We start from the raw sequence: 18,631 nt of genomic DNA on the forward strand, positions 1-18,631 counted from the left end.
GATGACCAAAAAATCACGCATGATCAGTCAAATTCGAGGTAAGGTTTGATTTTTTCGACCCATTCGGCCTTAAATATTTTAACCTTCAAAAGGTCCTCAGCAGAATTGAAAGCGCCATGTTGATGGCGAAATGCAACCAAAACTTTGGCTTCTCCATAGCTTATGTAAGGATGAGAGGCCAAGTCTTCAATCATGGCAGAATTGATTTTTATTTTCCGGAGGATTTTCGGATCAAATTCGAAAAATTCCCAAACCGCATCCGATGTTTCCTCTTTCATTCCAAAAACTTCCAACAATTGCCTCTTGCTATGAAAACCGCCTAAATTTTCCCGGTATTTTATTATTCTGCTTGCAGTAGCTTGACCGATTCCGGGCACAATTTGAAGTGTGATTGAGTCAGCTTCAGAAAAGGGAATCCGATTCAGGCTCTCGAGTTGCTTTTGATTTCTACTGGATTTGACTGTATCGGCAGGATTGAATGTTGGCAGTGGGGAACTCATCAATGCTACACCTGACACCTTTAAGCTATCCAATCTGCTCTGGTAAATTTCAAAGGTTAATTCAGCCTGTTGATTCTTAAAATACCGCACCATATCGGGCAAAATACCCAAAACCGCCAGAAATGGAATCAGCAAAACAAAGCCTCGGGATTCTTTATTTGTAAATCCCAAGTATGCTTTGGCCCAATAAAAATAGTTGCGTCCCATAGAAAAAGCTAACGGTGACAAATACAACTGATAAGTTAATATTAAAGAATTTAGATTCCAATTTGAGTACACTTGCAAAGTTAGCCTCATTCAATTATTTAGATAAATTCTAAATTAGATGTCATTTATACGAAATAAACTTTTGAGGGGACTTAGTCTGTTAAATTTGTGTTGCAAAACTTGTAAAGATGCATACCAAGTTTAGAGCTTTAAGTTTATCACACAAGACGGCCCCTGTTCAGATCAGAGAATTAATTTCTCTTGACGAAGAATCGATTCATCGTATCCTACTGAAGCTCAGAGAGTTTTTCAGCTTGGACGATGTACTCATTCTATCTACCTGTAACAGAACGGAGGTTTATTACAGTCATGACTTGGATCTCAGCACCGAGATCATCAAGCTGATCGGCTTGGAAAAAGGCCTGAGTGATGTGATCAATTACCTGGATTATTTCGAAGTATTTAACAAAGACCGACAGGCAATATCGCATTTGTTTCGGGTTTCCATTGGATTGGAAGCGCAGGTGGTTGGAGACATTCAAATATCCAATCAGGTGAAGAGAGCTTATCAAACTGCAGCTGATCTGGACATGGCAGGGCCATTTTTACATCGGTTGATGCACACGATTTTTTTCACCAATAAGCGTATTGTACAGGAAACAGCCTTCAGAGACGGTGCAGCATCGCTTTCATACGCCACTATCGAGCTTATTGACAGCCTGACATCCAATATCTATCAACCCAGAATCCTGCTCATCGGTGTCGGGGAGATCGGAGAGGATGTTGCAAAAAACATGGTTCATCTGCCGGAGGCAAAAGTGAAGATCACTAACCGAACCTTGTCCAAAGCAGCGGAGATTGCCGAACCCTTGGGATTTGAAGTGATTCCTTTCGAAAATTGTCAGGAGGCGATGAATGAGGCAGATGTGATCGTCTGTTCCATCACGAAAAATGAGCCATTCCTCACCAAAGAACTCGTCAGACAATTCGATATTCAAAGCTACAAGTTGCTGGTAGATCTTTCTGTGCCAAGGAGCATTGAAACTTCCGTAGAGGATGTGCCGGGTGTGGTTCTTTACAACGTGGATAATATTAGAAGTAAAGCAACAGCAGCTTTGGAAAAGCGACTCGCTTCCATTCCGTCAGTAGAAAATATCATCGAAGAGAGTATCGAGGAATTTTACAGCTGGAAAAAGGAAATGATGGTCTCCCCTACCATCAATAAACTTAAGCAGTCACTGGAGCAGATTCGCCAGGAAGAGTTGGCTCGGTTTCTAAAAAAAGCAGATCAAAAAGAATTTGACCTCATCGACAAAATCACCAAAAGCATGATGCAAAAGATTCTGAAAGTGCCAGTGGTGCAACTCAGAGCAGCATGCAAACGGGACGAGGCGGAAGATATGATCGAAATTATTTCGGATATTTTCGATCTGGAAAAAGTCAAAATCGAAAAATAATACATATTACATCGATTTGAAGTGACCAGAGGATCAAGTAGTATCCTTTGGTCATTTTATATTTATACCCATTAGGATTTAATCTCAAAAAATGGTCACCAGCCAACTACGCACCCTCCTCTCATTTGCATTCTTTTTAATAGCGCTTAATCTCCATTCTCAGACTTGGGAGGTGTATGATCTCCAGGGAAAGCTTAAATCCCTTGCGATCTACGACAGGATCGAAGTATTGAGTGAAACGGTGATCATCGGAAAAAACGAGCAAGGTCTCTCCATGCTTTCTCCAGATCTAACACCACTGGTAAGTCTCCAAGGTGAGGAAGTCTTTCAATACCTGACTCCTTGGATTCTGGTCAAAGGACCAAACGGAATCGGAGCATTTCATGAGTATGGACTTCAGGCATTCCCATTGGAATATGATGAAATAACCACCTATTATAATTTTCTCCTTGGCCGAAAAGGCAATGAATATTGGCTTTATGATAAAGGAAATGGTAAAACCACCTCCTTGGGCACATGGGATGATTGCAAATTCAGTAAATATGGTATCCTTATCGGTCAAAAAGAGGGAAACTATTTTCTACCAGGTTCAAAAGATCCGGAAAGACGATATCAGCTTATTGAAGAGAATGAAGGAGCTTACCTTTTGGCCAAAGAGTCGACAGGTTTTGGCATTTTGAATTTTGAAGGAGATTATGTCATGCAGCCGATTTTGTCTCAGCTGGAGCACACCAGGGGGAATTATTTTTATGGTTACGATGAAAACCAATACTTATTGATCAAAGGAGACCACATCAGGTCTGACGTTTCTTATAATTCCTACCACAAGATCACCAAAGAAGGGGACCTTCTCCTTGAATATATTCATGGCAAACTCAGACGGGTGATGGAGGAAGATGGTATTTTGCTTGACGCAGTAGGAATGGAGTCCGTGAATGTGGTGGGGAAAAATCACTACATAATCACTTTTCGGGACAAATCTATCGGTCTATTAGGCAAAAAAGGATGGGAAGTACAGCCAACTATCGGTCTTGACTGGGTCAAGCCCGGCACCGAAGGACTATTTCCAGCCGGAAAAAGCGACAAAACAGGTTATGTAAATGCCTCTGGCCAATGGATCATAGAGCCGCAATTTTCTGAAGTGGGTGGCTTCTCTGAAAATATTTCCTCCTTCAGAAATTCTTCCAGTTGGGGGCTAATAGGAGTGGACGGAATGATCATCAGCGAGGCTAAATGGGATGAGATCAAGGATTTTTCCGGGGGAATTGCAGTGGCAAAATCCAACAGCGGGTATTTCCTTCTGGACAAAAGTGGTCAAACTTTGAATCAGGAAGGATTCAGTCAGGTTTGCAGGTTAAAAGACGGCTATTTTTTGGTTGAAAAAGAAGGAAAAAAAGGGCTTTTGGACAAATCGGGAAATGAGATTTTACCTCTTGAATTTGAAAATATTCAAGTCGAAAAACCGGACTTTTTCATTGTAATCAAAGAGGGATTGGCCGGTGCATTAAATGAGAAAGGAGATGCGCTATTTCCTATCGCCTATCAGGAAATCGTGGCTGACTGGACAGGAAATCAAATTTTGGCAAAAGATCTATACAAGCCTGTGATTATCCAGGCAGAAGAAGTACCCCAAAGCGGTAAACGAAAAAAGGGAGCTTGATCGCTCCCTTTTATTTTTTTCTACTTATTTCTTTTCTGATTTTCCGGAGCCTGAATCCTTGGAATCTTTATCCGAACTGGCGATAGATTCCCTCATGGAGGTATCTGATTTGATATTCTCCATTCGATAATAGTCCATCACGCCCAACTTTCCTGTTCTAAAAGCTTCTGCTAAAGCTCTGGGAACTTCAGCCTCAGCCTCAATTACTTTGGCTCGCATTTCGACGTTTCTGGCTTTCATCTCTTGTTCCAGCGCCACAGCCATAGCCCTACGCTCTTCAGCTTTCGCTTCGGCCACTTTAAGATCTGCTGATGCTTGATCGATCTGCAATTTTGCTCCGATATTGGTACCCACGTCGATATCTGCTATGTCAATGGAAAGAATCTCAAAAGCAGTTCCCGCATCCAAACCACGCTGAAGGACCAGTTTTGAGATCCTATCCGGATTTTCTAAAACTATTTTGTGATTTGCTGAGGAGCCGATTGAAGTCACAATACCTTCACCTACTCTGGCCAGAATGGTCTCTTCTCCGGCACCACCGACAAGCTGAGCGATATTTGCTCGGACAGTCACCCTTGCCTTGGCTATCAATTGAATTCCATCTGCGGCTACTGCAGCGACATTTGGCGTGTTGATCACTTTTGGATTGACGGAGATCTGAACAGCTTCAAATACATCTCGTCCTGCAAGGTCAATTGCCGTAGCCTGTTTGAAAGTTAAACTAATATTTGCTTTATCAGCTGAAATTAAGGCTCTGATTACAGTCGGAACATTTCCACCTGCCAAGAAATGGGTTTCGAGGTCATTTGTTGTCAAGTGCAACCCAGCTTTGGTAGCTGTGATCAGCGAGTTTACAATGATACTTGGTGGCACTTTTCGGATTCTCATACCGATGAGTTCTCCGATCCCAACCTTTACGTTAGAAAACTGTGCAGTAATCCAAAGGTTGACCGGCACAAAATATAGGAAGATGAATAATAGTACGATCCCTGCGAATGCAGCGACCAATAAGAACAACGAACTTGATGGATCCATAAAGAATTATTTAACTAGAATTTTATTGTTTTCAATTTTGACGATACTTATTGTTTTCCCCACTTCAATAAAGCCGTCTTCCGATTTGACTTCATAGCTGTTTTCGCCGAATGATGCTTTGCCGATAGGTTTGATATCCGAAATTGCAACTCCTGTCATCCCCACACTTAAACCGACAGTTCTTCCATCAAAAGCCCCACCTTGAAGGGATGATTTAAGAGAAAATCGGTTCCAAACTCCCGAAGTGAATCCATACCAAACCGCAATTAGGTTTAAAATAGAAGCAATTCCTGTGATCCAAAATGCGAGTTCAACATCAAATGCACTAAAGGCATAGATCACACCTGCAATACTTACCACAATTCCGATGATTCCTACCAAGGTGGTACCGGGGATAAAAAGCACTTCGATCAGAAGCAGAATCAACCCTATTATCAGGAGACTTGCTAAAATCAAAATAGTCATGGGTCTTTTGGGTAAATGATAGAATTAGGCCTAAAATACGAGATTACAGGGGTAAATCAACAGATACCGATAAAAGAAAAACCCGGATTTGTTTTTCCGGGCTTTGATTTTAGTAGGCTTTCGCGAAATAGACTCTTCCTGAGGACGGTTTACCGGTCAGAACACAAGTTCCGTTTTCTTCTTTTCGATCCAAAGGAATGCATCGGATGGTGGCTTTGGTAAGTTCCTTTATTTTCTCTTCAGTTTCGGAAGTACCATCCCAATGAGCGGAAATGAATCCACCCTTATTCTCGAGCACCTCCTGGAATTCTTCCCATGTATTGACTTCGGTGGTGACCGAAGCCCTGAAGTCCATAGCCTTTTTGAATATTCCTTCCTGTATATCGTCCAAGAGTGCTATGATTTTCTCAGCGATAGGCTGTGAGTCAAGCGCGAAAGTCTCTTTCGTTAGATTATCTCTTCTGGCAATTTCTACTGTCCCATTTTCCAAATCTCTTGGACCAATGCCAATTCGTACAGGAACGCCCTTAAGTTCATACTCTGCAAATTTCCATCCTGGCTTATGCGTATCCCGATTGTCATATTTTACAGAAATCCCTGCCTTTCTAAGGTCAGCGACGATCTCATTCACTTTGACCGAAATTGCTTCCAACTCCGCCTCACCTCGATATATCGGCACAATCACTACTTGGATCGGCGCCAATTTTGGAGGGAGAACAAGTCCATTATCATCGGAATGTGCCATAATCAGCGCTCCCATCAGGCGGGTACTGACACCCCAGGATGTCCCCCAGACGTAATCCAGCCCACCTTCTTTGATGGCAAATTTCACATCAAACGCTTTGGCAAAATTCTGTCCCAGGAAATGCGAGGTTCCCGCCTGAAGTGCTTTACCATCCTGCATCATTGCCTCAATGCAGAAAGTCTCATCTGCACCTGCAAACCGTTCGTTTTCAGTTTTCTTACCCTTCACAACCGGTACCGCCATGTATTCTTCGGCAAATTGCGCATAGACATTCATCATTCGAACTGTCTCATCCATAGCTTCCTTTGATGTGGCATGAGCAGTATGCCCTTCCTGCCACAAAAATTCAGTAGTCCTTAAGAACAGCCGGGTTCGCATCTCCCATCTGACCACATTTGCCCACTGATTCACCAGCAAGGGAAGATCCCGATAGGACTGAATCCAGTTTTTGTATGTACTCCAAATGACGGTTTCAGAAGTTGGGCGGACTATTAACTCTTCTTCCAACTTTGCGTCCGGATCGACAATTATTCCTGATCCATCTTCGGCATTTTTAAGCCGGTAGTGTGTCACAACTGCGCATTCTTTAGCAAAACCTTCCACATGACTAGCCTCTTTACTGAGAAAGGATTTGGGGATGAAAAGTGGAAAATACGCATTGGTATGCCCTGTTTCCTTGAACATTTTATCCAATTGTGCCTGCATCTTTTCCCAGATAGAATACCCGTATGGCTTGATCACCATGCACCCGCGCACAGGCGAATTTTCGGCTAAATCTGCTTTTTTTACTAATTCGTTATACCACAGTGAATAATCTTCGCTGCGTTTTGGAAGTCCTTTGCTCATCAGTTGGATAAAATGTTAAAATGTCTTTATTTTTGCTTAAATAGAGCTGGCAAATATAATCCAAAAAGTATAACCTCAGGGTTGTCAGTTCGTATAACAAAGCAACAATCAACTTCAACTATGAAGAAATTATCAATAATTACCGCTTCTTTTCTTGTGGGTACCCTTGTGATTTCATCTTGCAGCACCAATAAAATGGCAGCAAGCTCAGGAAATGACAACCTGTATTTCATGGCCTCGGATGTAAGGTTGGCTACGCAGTATGCGGTAGACAACAACAACCCGAAGTCCTTTCAAAATATCACACAAGAACCAGCTCTGATCGAGGAGAATTTTAGTTCCAGAAATGTCAATCCGGAGTATATTTCAAGATATCAAACTTTGGATAACAACTCCAATGGAGAGGAAGAAGTGGTTTACTTCGAAGAAGACACCACACAACAAGCCACAGGAAATATCAATGCCTACGACAATTATTCAGTTGCTCAAAACGGTAATGGATCCAATAACCCAAACATCAATTTCAACTTTGGGATGGGTTATGGTTTTGGCGGAATGATGATGAGTCCATGGGGCTTTTATGATCCATTCTGGGGTCCGGCTTGGGGCTTCCGCCCTGGACTTTCTATTGGTTTGGGTTTCGGCTTTGGAAACCGTTGGGGCAACCCGTTTTGGGGTTCAGGTTTTGGCTGGGGAGATCCATTTTTTGGTACAGGCTTTGGTTGGGGTAGTCCTTACATGGGAATGGGCTACGGAAATCCATTCTGGGGACCCGGTTTCGGCTGGGGTAGTCCTATTTATGCAGGACGTCCGATCTTTGTATTGCCTGGCGGCGAATTTGGAGATAGAAGAACCGTCTATGGAGCAAGACCTACCAGAGGTTCTTCGTTGGCCAATACAGGAATCAATTCTTCCCAAGCTGGTGTGATGCCAAGTACCGCAAGAGCTCAAGCAAGAGGTAATGCTGCGGCGGTGAATAATTCTTCTGCAAGAAGATTGGTTTCCTCTGAAAATTCGAGAGTAGCCAGTCGAGATTTCAGCAATTCTCAAAATGATTATTACAACTCTTCCAGAAGTCGTGTTGCAACTACACGAAATATAAGTTCGCCTGTTACAGATAGAGGTACTGTCACTACCCAAACCAGAAGTGCAATACCTTCTGCCAGAACTACTAATGCATATAGCCCAACTAACACGATGAGAAGTTCTTCTCCATCCAGAAGTGTAGCTCCAAGCTATAACAATGGAAGAATATCCAATCCGGCATACAATAGAGGAACCAGTCCTTCATATAACAGGAATTCAAGCCCTACATACAATCGTTCGAACTCACCTTCATACAATAGAAGTATGACTCCTTCGAATAATCGGACTTTTACACCTAGTAGAACGACTAATTCCCCTTCATTTAGTGCTCCAAGTAGATCGAGTGGAGGGGGTGGTTTTAGTGCTCCGAGCAGAAGCACAGGAGGATCTTCGGGCGGTAGTGTCGGCGGATCCAGAGGAGGAAGGGGAAATTAATTTCCCCTTTTTTTTGTAGAAATTCAGCACAAAAAGCCAAAGCATTCGTTTATTCTTTATAACCAAACGATTAATTAATGAGGTTTCTGACAGTCTTTTTCACCCTCACTTGGTTCACAATTGGGGGAGCCTTCGCCCAAAGTGGATATTTTGAAGATGCATATCGATTCAGTAGAGCAAATCCTTCAGGCTCTGCCAGAATTATGGGCATAGGGGGAACTCAATATTCCTTGGGTGGAGATGTCTCCAATATAGCTGGCAACCCAGCCGGTCTGGGTTTCTTCCGCTCATCTGAGGCAAGTATCAGCCTTGGATATTCTGACTGGAAAGTTGATACCCGGTATTTAAATCAAGCTCAAACGTATAATACGAGTAACTTTAATCTGCCTAACATGAGTTATGTTATGGCAAATCCAAAAGGAAATCTCGAGACGAAAGCCTTCAAAGGAGGTGCTTTCGGTTTTAGCTTCCAACGAATTGCCAATTTCAATACGGAGTTCGGGTATAATTCCAATCAACCTGGAAATTCCTCGATAATTGATTTCTATGTCCAAGACGCATATAATCTATATTATAATTTTGGCTTCAATTTAGACGATATAGCTGGATCTGGATTAACAGGGTTGGGCTATAATACTTTTCAATTTAATCCTGCATATGATGATAACTTCAACATAATTGATGGTGAATTTGAACCTATAATTGGTAATCAAATCGCTCCTTTTCAGAATGAAAACATAATTCAGGAAGGGAATTCAAATCAAATAACTATAGCATACGGAGCTAATTTCAATCACAAATTTTTTGTAGGAGGTTCAATGGGAATTAGATCAATAAGTTTCAGTTCTTTTAAAACCTATGGGGAACTCTTCAATGAAGGACCGTTGCGTTCTTCAAATTTGACTGAAAGCCTTTTCATAAATGGTGCTGGAGTAAATATAAATCTAGGAGTTATCTACAAACCCATAGACTATTTGAATTTAGGTTTTAACTTCCAGTCTCCTACATTGTATTCATTGAATGAGGAATATGAAGCTGGTGTAGTGGCTGATTTCGGAGGATTTTATTTTGAACCAGAGGATTTGACACTCGGAAGAGAAGAAGCTGTGACAAATTTTATCATCAGCAACTACGGGCTAAACACACCCCTCAAAATTGGAGGTGGAGCTACTTTTTTTATTGGGAAAAATGGCTTTATCTCCGCTGATATAGATTGGGTGGATTACAGCGCCGGAAGGATCAATTCCAAAGACTTTGACGAGAGTCCGGACAACCAAGCCATTCGAAACACCTATACCAGTACGCTCAATTATAGATTGGGAGGAGAAGCCCGATTTGACCTATTCAGAATCAGGGCTGGATATGCTTTCTTTGGAGATCCTTTTGCCAATCCGGCAGGTTTTGATCAGAGCACTCAGCAACTTAGTGGGGGAATTGGTGTAAAACTCAATTCAATAAATTTGGATTTTGCACTTGTCAATCAAAAATACAGCGGGCAATATCGAAGCTATCAAGTTTTGGACGAAAACAATAATAACTTTGGCCCAGTGACTCAATTGGAAAATAGTATCATCTCTGGCGTGTTGACGATAGGATATAATTTCTAATAAATTCTCAAAAGCATGGAAAAGCTCGACGAATTATATCTTCGTTGAGCTTTTTTCTTTTCTCAGATTTTTTCGCCTTTTAACCAGTTGAATTGGCCTCCCTTATATTATTTGACATACCCCTCTTCCGGATCATTTCGAAAATAAACCTTGAATGTAGATCCTTTGTCCACTTCGCTTTCCAATTCAATATCCCCACCTGCATTAGTGACTGTTTTCTTTACCAAATACAAGCCAATTCCAGTTCCTTCGACATGATTATGAGCTCTTCGGAAAGCCCCAAAAATATTTTTTTGCTGATCCTCAGAGATCCCTATCCCATTGTCTTGAATGGACAAAAGCGTATAATCTCCAAGTTTTTCTGTAGTGATCCATATTTCCGGAGTCCGGTCAGAAGAACTATATTTAATAGCGTTACTTAAAATATTAAAGAGAATACTCCTTAAATTCTTTTTCGAAAATTCAATTACAGGCTCTCTGAGATCATAGTTAATTTGAGCTTTTGAACTCAAAAGCTTTTCTTTCATAGACAATTCTACTTCCTCGAAAAGTTCCTCTACATTTACCTTCTCTTTCAAATCAATGTCACCTTCAATCTTGGCAAGATCCGATAGTTCATTGATAATTGTATTAAGGTTGGTCGTAGACTTATCAATCAACATGATTAATTCCTTGGTATCCTCATAAAAAGGAATGTCAGAATAACTTTTAAGAGTTTCTTTTAGCATGGAGATAATGATAAACAGATTAGCCAATGGCCCCCTCAAATCATGAGAAACTGCATAAATAAACGTATCATGATCTGCATTTATCCGTGATAATTTGTTCTGTACCTTCTTTAATTCGGTAATATCATTGAATGTAATGATCACTCCATCATTTTGATTGTCATGTTGCTTCACATAAGGTATTGCCATCATCTGATACCATCTTCCGTCTAGCGTTTGCACCTCTTTTTCGATGGTACAAGTAGAAAGGATGATTTTTCTTATATCATCCATCAAAGTAGAGAACCGAATATTGGTCGAGATATCACTCAATTTTCTGCCTATATCACTTTCTTTCAGGTTAATCTGTAAAATATTGAGAAGAAGATTAAAAGACAGGTAGTTAAGTGACTTTTTAATCCAAAAATTAGGGCCAAAACTCCCAACTATAGAATGCGGGTAAACGAAATTTCGAGCTGAATTTGAATAGGTTTTTCCAAGAATAAAGAAGTAACCTGCTTATAATCCCTTGAAATTTATTGACTCAAGAGAAGCATTCAAAATTGAATAAAATTCTATCTATTGGGTATCTCTGGGTTAAATTCCAATTTAGTTCCCAAAAAAATCGAAAATCCTGGTAGTTTATAAGTAGAAATAGAAGCGAATAATCTTGATAAATAAAAGCTTTACTATAAATTTTTAAGCTGATGAATCAACTCTTGTATTAAAAGCTGTGCGGAAAAATCATCGCCGCTTAATTTTATTTTTGCCTGATTGTAAAAATATTCACGCTGATCGAGCAGGCTTTTGAGCTTCAACGTGATTTCTTCTTGATCCAGATTCAGAAACATAGGCCGATTTTGAACTTTGGATACCTTTAGCCTTTCAGAAATCGTGTCCAACGGGACATCAAGATATACAGACACCGATTTTTCATTGATCAATGCCATGTTGTCATGGAAGCAGGGTGCCCCCCCTCCAGTCGCCAGAACAAATGACCTATTCCTGTCGAGTAATTCTGAGAGCATTTCGGACTCCAACTCTCTAAACTTCCCTTCGCCATGAATTGAGAAAATTTCTGGTATTTTTAAGTGAGATTTTTCTTCAATTTGAAAATCCAAGTCCAGATAAGGAATCTCAAGTTGATGTGCCAATTGGCGTCCAAAGGTACTTTTTCCGCAGCCAGGCAATCCGACAAGTACAACTTTCAGCAATTTGCTCATAGGAAAAAGTCCAAAACGTCTGTTGCGTCCGGAGTATTATTATGATGATATTTTTCCATTACCACTCCATCTTTCAGGATCATGATTCCGGGGTTTGCACGCATGATAGTTTTCACGACCGTGGCATCTGCCTGCAGGCCCATCACACTCCAGTTTTGCTTGGATAAAAAGGCATCAATCTCTTCCTGAGTTGCAGCAGCCATAAACACCACATCCACAGGTGCCCCTTCCATGGCTTTTACCAAATTATTCAATTTGTCCAAATTGGCCTCGCTCATTTTTGACATGTTGCTGCTCAGGATGATTACTTTATTCCCTGCGAAAAGAAACTCAGACTGGTCCCCCTCATCATTCCAGGCTGCAAAATCTGAGATTTTGGGAAGTGCTTCCGGATTTTGCAAAACCATCTCCACGAATTCATAGCCTTCCTCGGCCGGATACTGATCGAAGGTGAATGTTTCCTCCCCTTTTTTCATGACATATTTATATTGAAGCGGTGCGGAAGGTTGCATATTCGTGGGAATACTGACCCCATTTTTATAAGCTCTGAAGTCGATAAAAGGCAAATTCTGAATAGCCCAATAGGCAATTCCAAGGGAAAGGATTAAGGTAACAATTGCTGTCACACTCGCCCATTTTGGAGTCTCTTCGGATAACTCATTTCGGTAAAAGAAAAGGAAAGAAATCATGATCAGCAGAATCACGTCCTTATAAAAGGATTCCCACGGAGTCAATTTAATCGCATCCCCAAAGCACCCACAGTCCGTCACCTTGTTGAAATACGCCGAAAAGAAGGTAAGAAAGGTGAAGAAAAGAATCATTAACCCAATGGCAATCACCGTTTGCTTCAACTTCACTCCAATAATCAGCATCACTCCCAAAACCACCTCTGCGACCACCAAAACCACTCCGATATACAGTGCAAATGGTTTGAAGTAATAGAAGAACCCTGCTATATCATTCGAAAAGACATCAAAATACTCCTCCAACTTTATCGCCGTTCCGACAGGATCATTGACCTTAATGAGGCCGGAGAAGATAAAAAGCCCTCCTACCAACAGGCGAAGAACCCAAAGTATTGCTTGCTTATTCATCTGTTTATAATTTTTTTTCAATGGTCAGATAGCCTGTCCCGATTTTTCTTCGGGAGAATCTCGCATGCATTATAATCATCCCAGTGTGTGACGATCTTGGTCATGCTCGATTTCATATGATTAAATGTTTTCCTTCTAAAGACTTCATAGTCTTCCGTCTCGATGATAGTTATCCCGCTGAGGGACGATCTTTGTACTCAATTTCATGATATCCCAGTTTGATCAGGCAGAAAACCGAATAGTTTATCATGTCCTGATAGTTTGCTTCGATTCCTTCCGAAACGATGGTTTTCCCTTGATTATCTTCGATTTGTTTGACCCTGAAGAGCTTCATGAGAATAATGTCCGTCATCGAACTGACACGCATATCCCGCCATGCTTCCCCGTAATCATGATTCTTGTTTTCCAACAAAGCCCTCGTTGCATCAGACCAATAGTCATATTTCGGCTCGAGTTCTGAATAAGGAATTTCCATTCGCTGATCATCCTTCATGCTGATTTGAATCAAAGCGATCAGACAGTAATTCACAATCCCCACAAATTCATCCACAATGGGATCATCCACTTTTTGACTGCCTTTTTCCTGAATAGAACGAATGCGTTGTGCCTTGATAAAAATCTGATCTGTAATCGAGGAAAGCCTCAAAATCCGCCAAGCTGTCCCATAATCGAGGGTTTTCTTTCGAAACAATTCTTTACATCGGGCGATTACTTGCTTATATTCGTTGGTAGTTTTAGTCTCCAAAACAAATTAGTTAAATGCTTACCGGATCAAATCCGTCTTCTTTGACCGAAGATAAATTATTTCCCCAAAAATATACACTTCAAATCAAGGGACGGCTCATTACCTTAGATAAACCCAAAATAATTGGGATTTTAAATTTGACACCTGACTCATTTTACCAAGCGAGCCGGGTGGAAAATGATTCTGCCAACATTCTTTCGAAGGCAAGAAAGATGCTTTCCGAAGGTGCTGATTTTTTGGACTTAGGGGGGTATAGTACCCGACCCGGAGCAGTTGCTATTTCTATCCAAGAGGAAGTAGACCGGGTCATTCCCGCAGTGCAAATCATTCGAAAAGAGTTCCCCGACGCGTTGATTTCCGTCGATACTTTTCGGTCAAAAGTCGCAAAGGAAGCAGTCTTGGCGGGTGCTGATGTGATCAATGACGTTTCGGCTGGGAATCTGGACGAGGGCATGCTGCCGCTGATTGCAAGTCTTAATGTTCCATACATTGCAATGCACATGAAGGGAAATCCCCAAAACATGCAAAGCCTCTCAAATTATTCCGATATTTTAAGTGAAATTCAGTACTATTTTGCGGAAAAAGTGGATCTTTTTAAAAAACTTGGCATCAAAGATGTAATTATTGATCCTGGGTTTGGATTTGCAAAGACGACGGAACAGAACTTTTATCTGTTGAAGAATCTGAAGAGTTTTGAAGTTTTTGGGTTGCCGCTTTTGGTAGGGCTTTCGAGAAAATCAATGATTTACAAAACGCTACAAATCAACACCCTAGAGGCTCTCAACGGAACTACAGCCCTGAATATGTTTGCTTTGTTGCAGGGAGCGAACCTACTCAGAGTACACGACGTTAAGGAAGCCAAAGAGACTGTAAAACTATACGAACAACTATACCCTTGAGCTTACTTTTCAAAATTGGTTTTTTGGACATCTCCATCGTCAATATGATCGATATTGCGTTGGTAGCTGCGCTATTGTACCAAGTCTACAAGCTTTTGAAAGGCAGTGTTGCCATCAAAATTTTCATCGGTTTTCTCTCACTCTATCTCCTCTATTTGCTTGTAAGAGCACTACGAATGGAGCTTCTTTCGGCCATTCTGGGGCAATTCATGGGCGTGGGTGTGATAGCCGCTTTGATCATATTTGCTCCTGAAATCCGTAAATTTTTGCTCATAGTTGGTCGAACTTCCATTTTTTCGGATGACAATGTCTTGAAAGACTTCTTATTCTTTTGGAGGAAAAAAGAGAATTCCGCTTTTAATATCAGTCCGATCATTGATGCCTCAAAAGTCCTTGCAGGAAGTAATATTGGAGCTTTAATGGTCATTTCGAGCAATACGGAGCTGAAATTCTACGCAGAAAGCGGGGACATCCTGGATGCCGAACTCTCCAAGCGACTGTTGATTTCGATTTTCAATAAATACAGCCCATTACACGATGGGGCTGTAATCATTCACAAGGGAAGAATAAAAGCCGCACGCTGCATTTTACCGGTGACGGAGCGTGAAGTTCCTGCACAGTTTGGCCTTCGTCACCGCGCAGCTATCGGCATGTCAGAGGCGACCGATTCATTGGTTCTTGTCGTATCGGAGGAGACAGGACAGATGTCCATGATGAAAAACGGAAAAGTACTCCACAACCTCTCGTTTCAGGAAATCAGAGAGATTATCAACGATTATCTCAACAATGAGGACTTGGACGATCGATTTGAAAATCTCTCAGAATATGACCTTACAACTAAGAGAAATCTAGCCGTGTCTGGAAAATCCTAATTTCAAGTTAATTGAAACAAAAAAGCCTGGTAGAACTCCTCTGTCAGGCTTTTTGATTTTTTAAGAAATAAGTTTACTTAGGATAGCGGCTTTCTTATCAGCTGGCTCTGGTAGCTCTGGGAATGCCTGAAAATCAATCGATTTTGACTTCTTCGGTCTTATGACCAATTGACCAAAGAAATTAGGCGAATTTTTCTAATTGCGGATAAGGATATCACTTTATAACCTCAAGCTCCTTCCCGACTTCAATAAAAGCAGCAATCGCCTGATCCAAATGATGCTGCTCGTGACCGGCTGATAGTTGGACTCGGATTCGAGCTTGGCCTTTTGGTACGACAGGATAATAGAATCCAATGACGTAGATTCCTTTTTCTAAAAGCTTTTCAGCCATTTTCTGCGAAAGCACTGCATCATACAGCATTACAGGAACGATGGGGTGTGTTCCTGGCTTGATATCAAAACCTGCCGCATTCATCTTTTCTCTAAAGTAGACCGTATTTAACTCCAACTTATCACGAAGCTCAGTGGTCTCCGACAGCAAATCCAAAACAGCAATAGATGCTCCTGTGATCGAAGGCGCCAAGGTATTGGAAAACAAATACGGTCTGGATCGCTGACGAAGTAGCTCGATAATCTCTTTTCTACCGGAGGTGAACCCACCAGATGCTCCACCCAAGGCCTTTCCAAGGGTTCCGGTGATGATGTCGATTTTACCCATTACTCCGCAATGCTCGTGCACGCCACGACCGGTCTTGCCCATGAATCCTGTCGAATGACATTCATCGGACATCACCAGCACCTCGTATTTTTCTGCCAAGGCCACGATTTTGTCCAGCTGTGCAATTGTCCCGTCCATAGAGAAAACGCCATCGGTCACGATGATCTTTTGCTTGGCACCTGCGGCAATGGCATCCTGAAGCTGCTTTTCCAGATCAGCCATGTTGTTGTGCTCATAGCGGTAGCGCATGGCTTTGCAAAGACGAACACCATCGATGATCGAAGCATGATTGAGCGAATCGGAAATAATCGCATCCTCAACACCAAAAATCGGTTCGAAAACTCCTCCATTGGCATCGAAAGCCGCAGCATAAAGAATGGTATCTTCCGTGCCCAAAAACTCCGAAATCTTCCGCTCCAATTCTTTGTGAATGTCCTGAGTACCGCAGATAAACCGGACAGATGACATTCCATATCCATGGGAGTCAATCGCAGCTTTAGCAGCCTCTACCACTCGTGGATGGGAGGAAAGTCCGAGGTAGTTATTTGCGCAGAAGTTCAGTACTTTTTGTCCTCCGGTGATAGTAATTTCGGCAGATTGAGGAGAAGTGATGATGCGTTCATTTTTGAAAAGTCCTGCTTCTTGTATGGATTTTAACTCTTGCTCTAATTTGGGTTTAAGCGTATGGTACATGGTATAGGAATTAAAATAAATTTTCGTTTAATATGATTTCCGCTGGTCAAAAATCTGCGACGGAGCGGTGATTTTTACTACTTTTGCGCAGCAAACCCAAATATAAACAAAAACCCTTAAGGCCACTTTGAGCCTATTTTTAAAGAGCTACTTATGGAAAAAATCCTAATCATCGGAGCTGCCGGACAGCTAGGTTCAGAACTCACCCGATCTCTGGCAGATCAGTCTGGCGAAGAGCAGGTTATCGCCACAGACCTGAGAGATTCAGCCCGATTGGAGTTTGATTACTGTCGATTTGAAGTCTTAGATGCAATGAACAAGGAAGCACTTCAAAATTTGATCAAAGAAGAAAATATCACACAGATCTATCATCTAGCAGCGATACTCTCAGCTACCGGGGAGAAAAATCCGAGATATGCATGGCAACTAAACATGGAAAGTCTCCTATTCGTACTGGAACTTGCCAAAGAAATGAAGCTGGACAAAATCTACTGGCCATCCTCCATCGCGGTTTTCGGACCCAATACCCCAAAAATCAATACCCCGCAATACTGTGTCAAAGAACCCAACACAGTATATGGCATCAGCAAGCAAGCCGGTGAACGGTGGTGTGAATACTACTTTCAAAAATACAATGTCGATGTGCGAAGCCTTCGCTATCCCGGACTTATCGGGTATAAATCTTTGCCCGGTGGCGGCACGACAGACTATGCAGTAGACATTTATCATAAAGCTTTAGCTGGGAAAAAGTTCTCGTGTTTCCTTCGTGAAGACAGCTACCTGCCGATGATGTATATGCCTGATGCGATCAAAGCGACACTCGATCTGATGAATGCACCTCGGGAATCGGTGAAAATCCGTTCAAGCTATAACCTTTCCGGTATGAGTTTTTCTCCGAAGGAGATTTACGAAAGCATCAAAAAGCATATTCCCGGATTTGAGATTGAGTACGCCCCCGATTTCCGTCAGGCAATTGCCGACTCTTGGCCTGACAGCATCGATGACAGCCGGGCCAAAGAAGACTGGGGCTGGAAACCGGATTATGACTTGGAAGCAATGACGAAGGACATTCTCGAAAATTTGCCGAGTTATTTCAAATTTTAAAGGAAGTGGTTTATACATAACTCGGAAATTTTAATCTAACCCAAAAGATGGAACCGCAACTTCGTCAACTTCATCTAAACTATAAATTTTCGATTTATCCGAATTACTCTCACATGAAGTCGATAAAACCAAAGACAAACTAAAGAAACTCAAGATAATCAATGATTTCATTTTCCAATCCCCCCTCTACTTTTATCTTAAATTCACAGCTCTTAAAATAAACATACATCCAAATATAACTTGGGTCTTCTTCAATCAATTGATAATAATAATTTAAACTATCGAATTGGACACTACTAAATTCATTTAACTCATTACTATAAATAATTTTAGAATCTCTAATTGACCCATTTGGAACAATCACTAGTTTAACTTTATCTTTTTTATGGAATTCTCTAATAATTGCCCTAGAAGACACTAAGCATTCACTACATGCAATTGAGGGAAAAAACAACTTCACTGAATCCGGCATGGATTCATTAGATTTAAGGGCTTTAAAATCCGTAAATTGATTCTTTGAATATTTACAATTT

The 18,631-nt window shown here is 41.4% G+C and carries 17 protein-coding genes; 7 read left to right on the forward strand and 10 right to left on the reverse strand.

The window, feature by feature from the left end; genetic code table 11:
- Positions 1-23: 23 nt before the first annotated feature.
- Positions 24-707 (reverse strand): ComEA family DNA-binding protein, encoded by a 684-nt coding sequence (locus C4S61_RS10620; RefSeq protein WP_103924781.1) that lies wholly within the window; start codon positions 705-707, stop codon positions 24-26.
- A 188-nt stretch (positions 708-895) separates the two neighbouring features.
- On the opposite strand from C4S61_RS10620, the gene hemA reads away from it, so the two are divergent.
- On the forward strand, positions 896-2,164 hold the full coding sequence (gene hemA, locus C4S61_RS10625) for a glutamyl-tRNA reductase (RefSeq protein ID WP_103924782.1): 1,269 nt from the start codon (positions 896-898) through the stop codon (positions 2,162-2,164).
- Positions 2,165-2,255: 91 nt separating this feature from the next.
- Positions 2,256-3,824, forward strand: a complete 1,569-nt coding sequence (locus C4S61_RS10630) for a WG repeat-containing protein (RefSeq protein ID WP_103924783.1) — start codon at positions 2,256-2,258, stop codon at positions 3,822-3,824.
- A 24-nt stretch (positions 3,825-3,848) separates the two neighbouring features.
- Here C4S61_RS10630 and floA read toward each other — a convergent pair whose 3' ends face one another.
- The 3 genes from floA to proS form a co-directional block, all read right to left on the reverse strand.
- Positions 3,849-4,859: a flotillin-like protein FloA gene (floA, locus tag C4S61_RS10635; protein ID WP_103924784.1), complete on the reverse strand. Its 1,011-nt coding sequence runs from the start codon at positions 4,857-4,859 to the stop codon at positions 3,849-3,851.
- Between the two features lie 6 nt (positions 4,860-4,865).
- On the reverse strand, positions 4,866-5,324 hold the full coding sequence (locus C4S61_RS10640; RefSeq protein ID WP_103924785.1) for an NfeD family protein: 459 nt from the start codon (positions 5,322-5,324) through the stop codon (positions 4,866-4,868).
- Between the two features lie 109 nt (positions 5,325-5,433).
- The gene (gene proS / locus C4S61_RS10645) at positions 5,434-6,915 is read right to left on the reverse strand and encodes a proline--tRNA ligase (RefSeq protein WP_103924786.1); all 1,482 of its coding nucleotides are present in this window, start codon (positions 6,913-6,915) and stop codon (positions 5,434-5,436) included.
- Positions 6,916-7,035: 120 nt separating this feature from the next.
- On the opposite strand from proS, the gene C4S61_RS21815 reads away from it, so the two are divergent.
- A complete protein-coding gene (locus C4S61_RS21815) occupies positions 7,036-8,436 on the forward strand; it encodes a DUF5320 domain-containing protein (RefSeq protein WP_160111226.1) in 1,401 nt (466 codons plus the stop codon).
- A gap of 77 nt (positions 8,437-8,513) precedes the next feature.
- The gene (locus tag C4S61_RS10665) at positions 8,514-10,043 is read left to right on the forward strand and encodes an OmpP1/FadL family transporter (protein WP_103924789.1); all 1,530 of its coding nucleotides are present in this window, start codon (positions 8,514-8,516) and stop codon (positions 10,041-10,043) included.
- A 107-nt stretch (positions 10,044-10,150) separates the two neighbouring features.
- On the opposite strand, the gene C4S61_RS10670 is transcribed toward C4S61_RS10665, so the two are convergent.
- From C4S61_RS10670 to C4S61_RS10685, 4 genes are all read right to left on the reverse strand, one after another.
- A complete protein-coding gene (locus C4S61_RS10670) occupies positions 10,151-11,254 on the reverse strand; it encodes an ATP-binding protein (protein ID WP_317046050.1) in 1,104 nt (367 codons plus the stop codon).
- A gap of 185 nt (positions 11,255-11,439) precedes the next feature.
- Positions 11,440-11,973, reverse strand: a complete 534-nt coding sequence (locus C4S61_RS10675) for a shikimate kinase (RefSeq protein WP_103924791.1) — start codon at positions 11,971-11,973, stop codon at positions 11,440-11,442.
- Positions 11,970-13,067, reverse strand: a complete 1,098-nt coding sequence (locus tag C4S61_RS10680) for a BT_3928 family protein (protein WP_103924792.1) — start codon at positions 13,065-13,067, stop codon at positions 11,970-11,972. Before C4S61_RS10680 ends, C4S61_RS10675 begins: the two co-directional genes overlap by 4 nt.
- A 169-nt stretch (positions 13,068-13,236) precedes the next feature.
- On the reverse strand, positions 13,237-13,812 hold the full coding sequence (locus C4S61_RS10685) for a DUF1599 domain-containing protein (protein ID WP_103924793.1): 576 nt from the start codon (positions 13,810-13,812) through the stop codon (positions 13,237-13,239).
- 14 nt (positions 13,813-13,826) lie between these two features.
- Between C4S61_RS10685 and folP the strand changes: the two genes are divergently transcribed.
- Both folP and cdaA read left to right on the forward strand, forming a co-directional pair.
- Positions 13,827-14,711, forward strand: a complete 885-nt coding sequence (folP, locus tag C4S61_RS10690) for a dihydropteroate synthase (RefSeq protein ID WP_103924794.1) — start codon at positions 13,827-13,829, stop codon at positions 14,709-14,711.
- Entirely contained in the window at positions 14,708-15,583 is an 876-nt protein-coding gene (gene cdaA, locus C4S61_RS10695; protein WP_103924795.1) for a diadenylate cyclase CdaA, read from the forward strand. The genes folP and cdaA overlap by 4 nt, the downstream gene beginning before the upstream one ends.
- Positions 15,584-15,797: 214 nt before the next feature.
- Here the strand turns inward: cdaA and kbl are convergent, their stop codons facing one another.
- Complete coding sequence (gene kbl, locus C4S61_RS10700; protein WP_103924796.1) at positions 15,798-16,994, reverse strand: glycine C-acetyltransferase; 1,197 nt, start codon at positions 16,992-16,994, stop codon at positions 15,798-15,800.
- Between the two features lie 153 nt (positions 16,995-17,147).
- On the opposite strand from kbl, the gene C4S61_RS10705 reads away from it, so the two are divergent.
- Positions 17,148-18,098, forward strand: coding sequence for an NAD-dependent epimerase/dehydratase family protein (locus C4S61_RS10705; RefSeq protein ID WP_103924797.1), 951 nt, complete (start codon positions 17,148-17,150; stop codon positions 18,096-18,098).
- Between the two features lie 139 nt (positions 18,099-18,237).
- On the opposite strand, the gene C4S61_RS10710 is transcribed toward C4S61_RS10705, so the two are convergent.
- The gene (locus C4S61_RS10710; RefSeq protein WP_103924798.1) at positions 18,238-18,570 is read right to left on the reverse strand and encodes a hypothetical protein; all 333 of its coding nucleotides are present in this window, start codon (positions 18,568-18,570) and stop codon (positions 18,238-18,240) included.
- Between the last annotated feature and the right edge of the window lie 61 nt (positions 18,571-18,631).

The sequence above is a fragment of the Algoriphagus boritolerans DSM 17298 = JCM 18970 genome, assembly GCF_900108085.1.
Classification (GTDB): domain Bacteria; phylum Bacteroidota; class Bacteroidia; order Cytophagales; family Cyclobacteriaceae; genus Algoriphagus; species Algoriphagus boritolerans.

What these genes read in the sequence shown, in the direction of transcription:
- C4S61_RS10620 (WP_103924781.1), bottom strand. Translation starts at nt 707, where the DNA reads ATGGGACGCAACTATTTTTATTGGGCCAAAGCATACTTGGGATTTACA.
- hemA (WP_103924782.1), top strand. Translation starts at nt 896, where the DNA reads ATGCATACCAAGTTTAGAGCTTTAAGTTTATCACACAAGACGGCCCCT.
- C4S61_RS10630 (WP_103924783.1), top strand. Translation starts at nt 2,256, where the DNA reads ATGGTCACCAGCCAACTACGCACCCTCCTCTCATTTGCATTCTTTTTA.
- floA (WP_103924784.1), bottom strand. Translation starts at nt 4,859, where the DNA reads ATGGATCCATCAAGTTCGTTGTTCTTATTGGTCGCTGCATTCGCAGGG.
- C4S61_RS10640 (WP_103924785.1), bottom strand. Translation starts at nt 5,324, where the DNA reads ATGACTATTTTGATTTTAGCAAGTCTCCTGATAATAGGGTTGATTCTG.
- proS (WP_103924786.1), bottom strand. Translation starts at nt 6,915, where the DNA reads ATGAGCAAAGGACTTCCAAAACGCAGCGAAGATTATTCACTGTGGTAT.
- C4S61_RS21815 (WP_160111226.1), top strand. Translation starts at nt 7,036, where the DNA reads ATGAAGAAATTATCAATAATTACCGCTTCTTTTCTTGTGGGTACCCTT.
- C4S61_RS10665 (WP_103924789.1), top strand. Translation starts at nt 8,514, where the DNA reads ATGAGGTTTCTGACAGTCTTTTTCACCCTCACTTGGTTCACAATTGGG.
- C4S61_RS10675 (WP_103924791.1), bottom strand. Translation starts at nt 11,973, where the DNA reads ATGAGCAAATTGCTGAAAGTTGTACTTGTCGGATTGCCTGGCTGCGGA.
- C4S61_RS10680 (WP_103924792.1), bottom strand. Translation starts at nt 13,067, where the DNA reads ATGAATAAGCAAGCAATACTTTGGGTTCTTCGCCTGTTGGTAGGAGGG.
- folP (WP_103924794.1), top strand. Translation starts at nt 13,827, where the DNA reads ATGCTTACCGGATCAAATCCGTCTTCTTTGACCGAAGATAAATTATTT.
- kbl (WP_103924796.1), bottom strand. Translation starts at nt 16,994, where the DNA reads ATGTACCATACGCTTAAACCCAAATTAGAGCAAGAGTTAAAATCCATA.
- C4S61_RS10705 (WP_103924797.1), top strand. Translation starts at nt 17,148, where the DNA reads ATGGAAAAAATCCTAATCATCGGAGCTGCCGGACAGCTAGGTTCAGAA.
- C4S61_RS10710 (WP_103924798.1), bottom strand. Translation starts at nt 18,570, where the DNA reads ATGCCGGATTCAGTGAAGTTGTTTTTTCCCTCAATTGCATGTAGTGAA.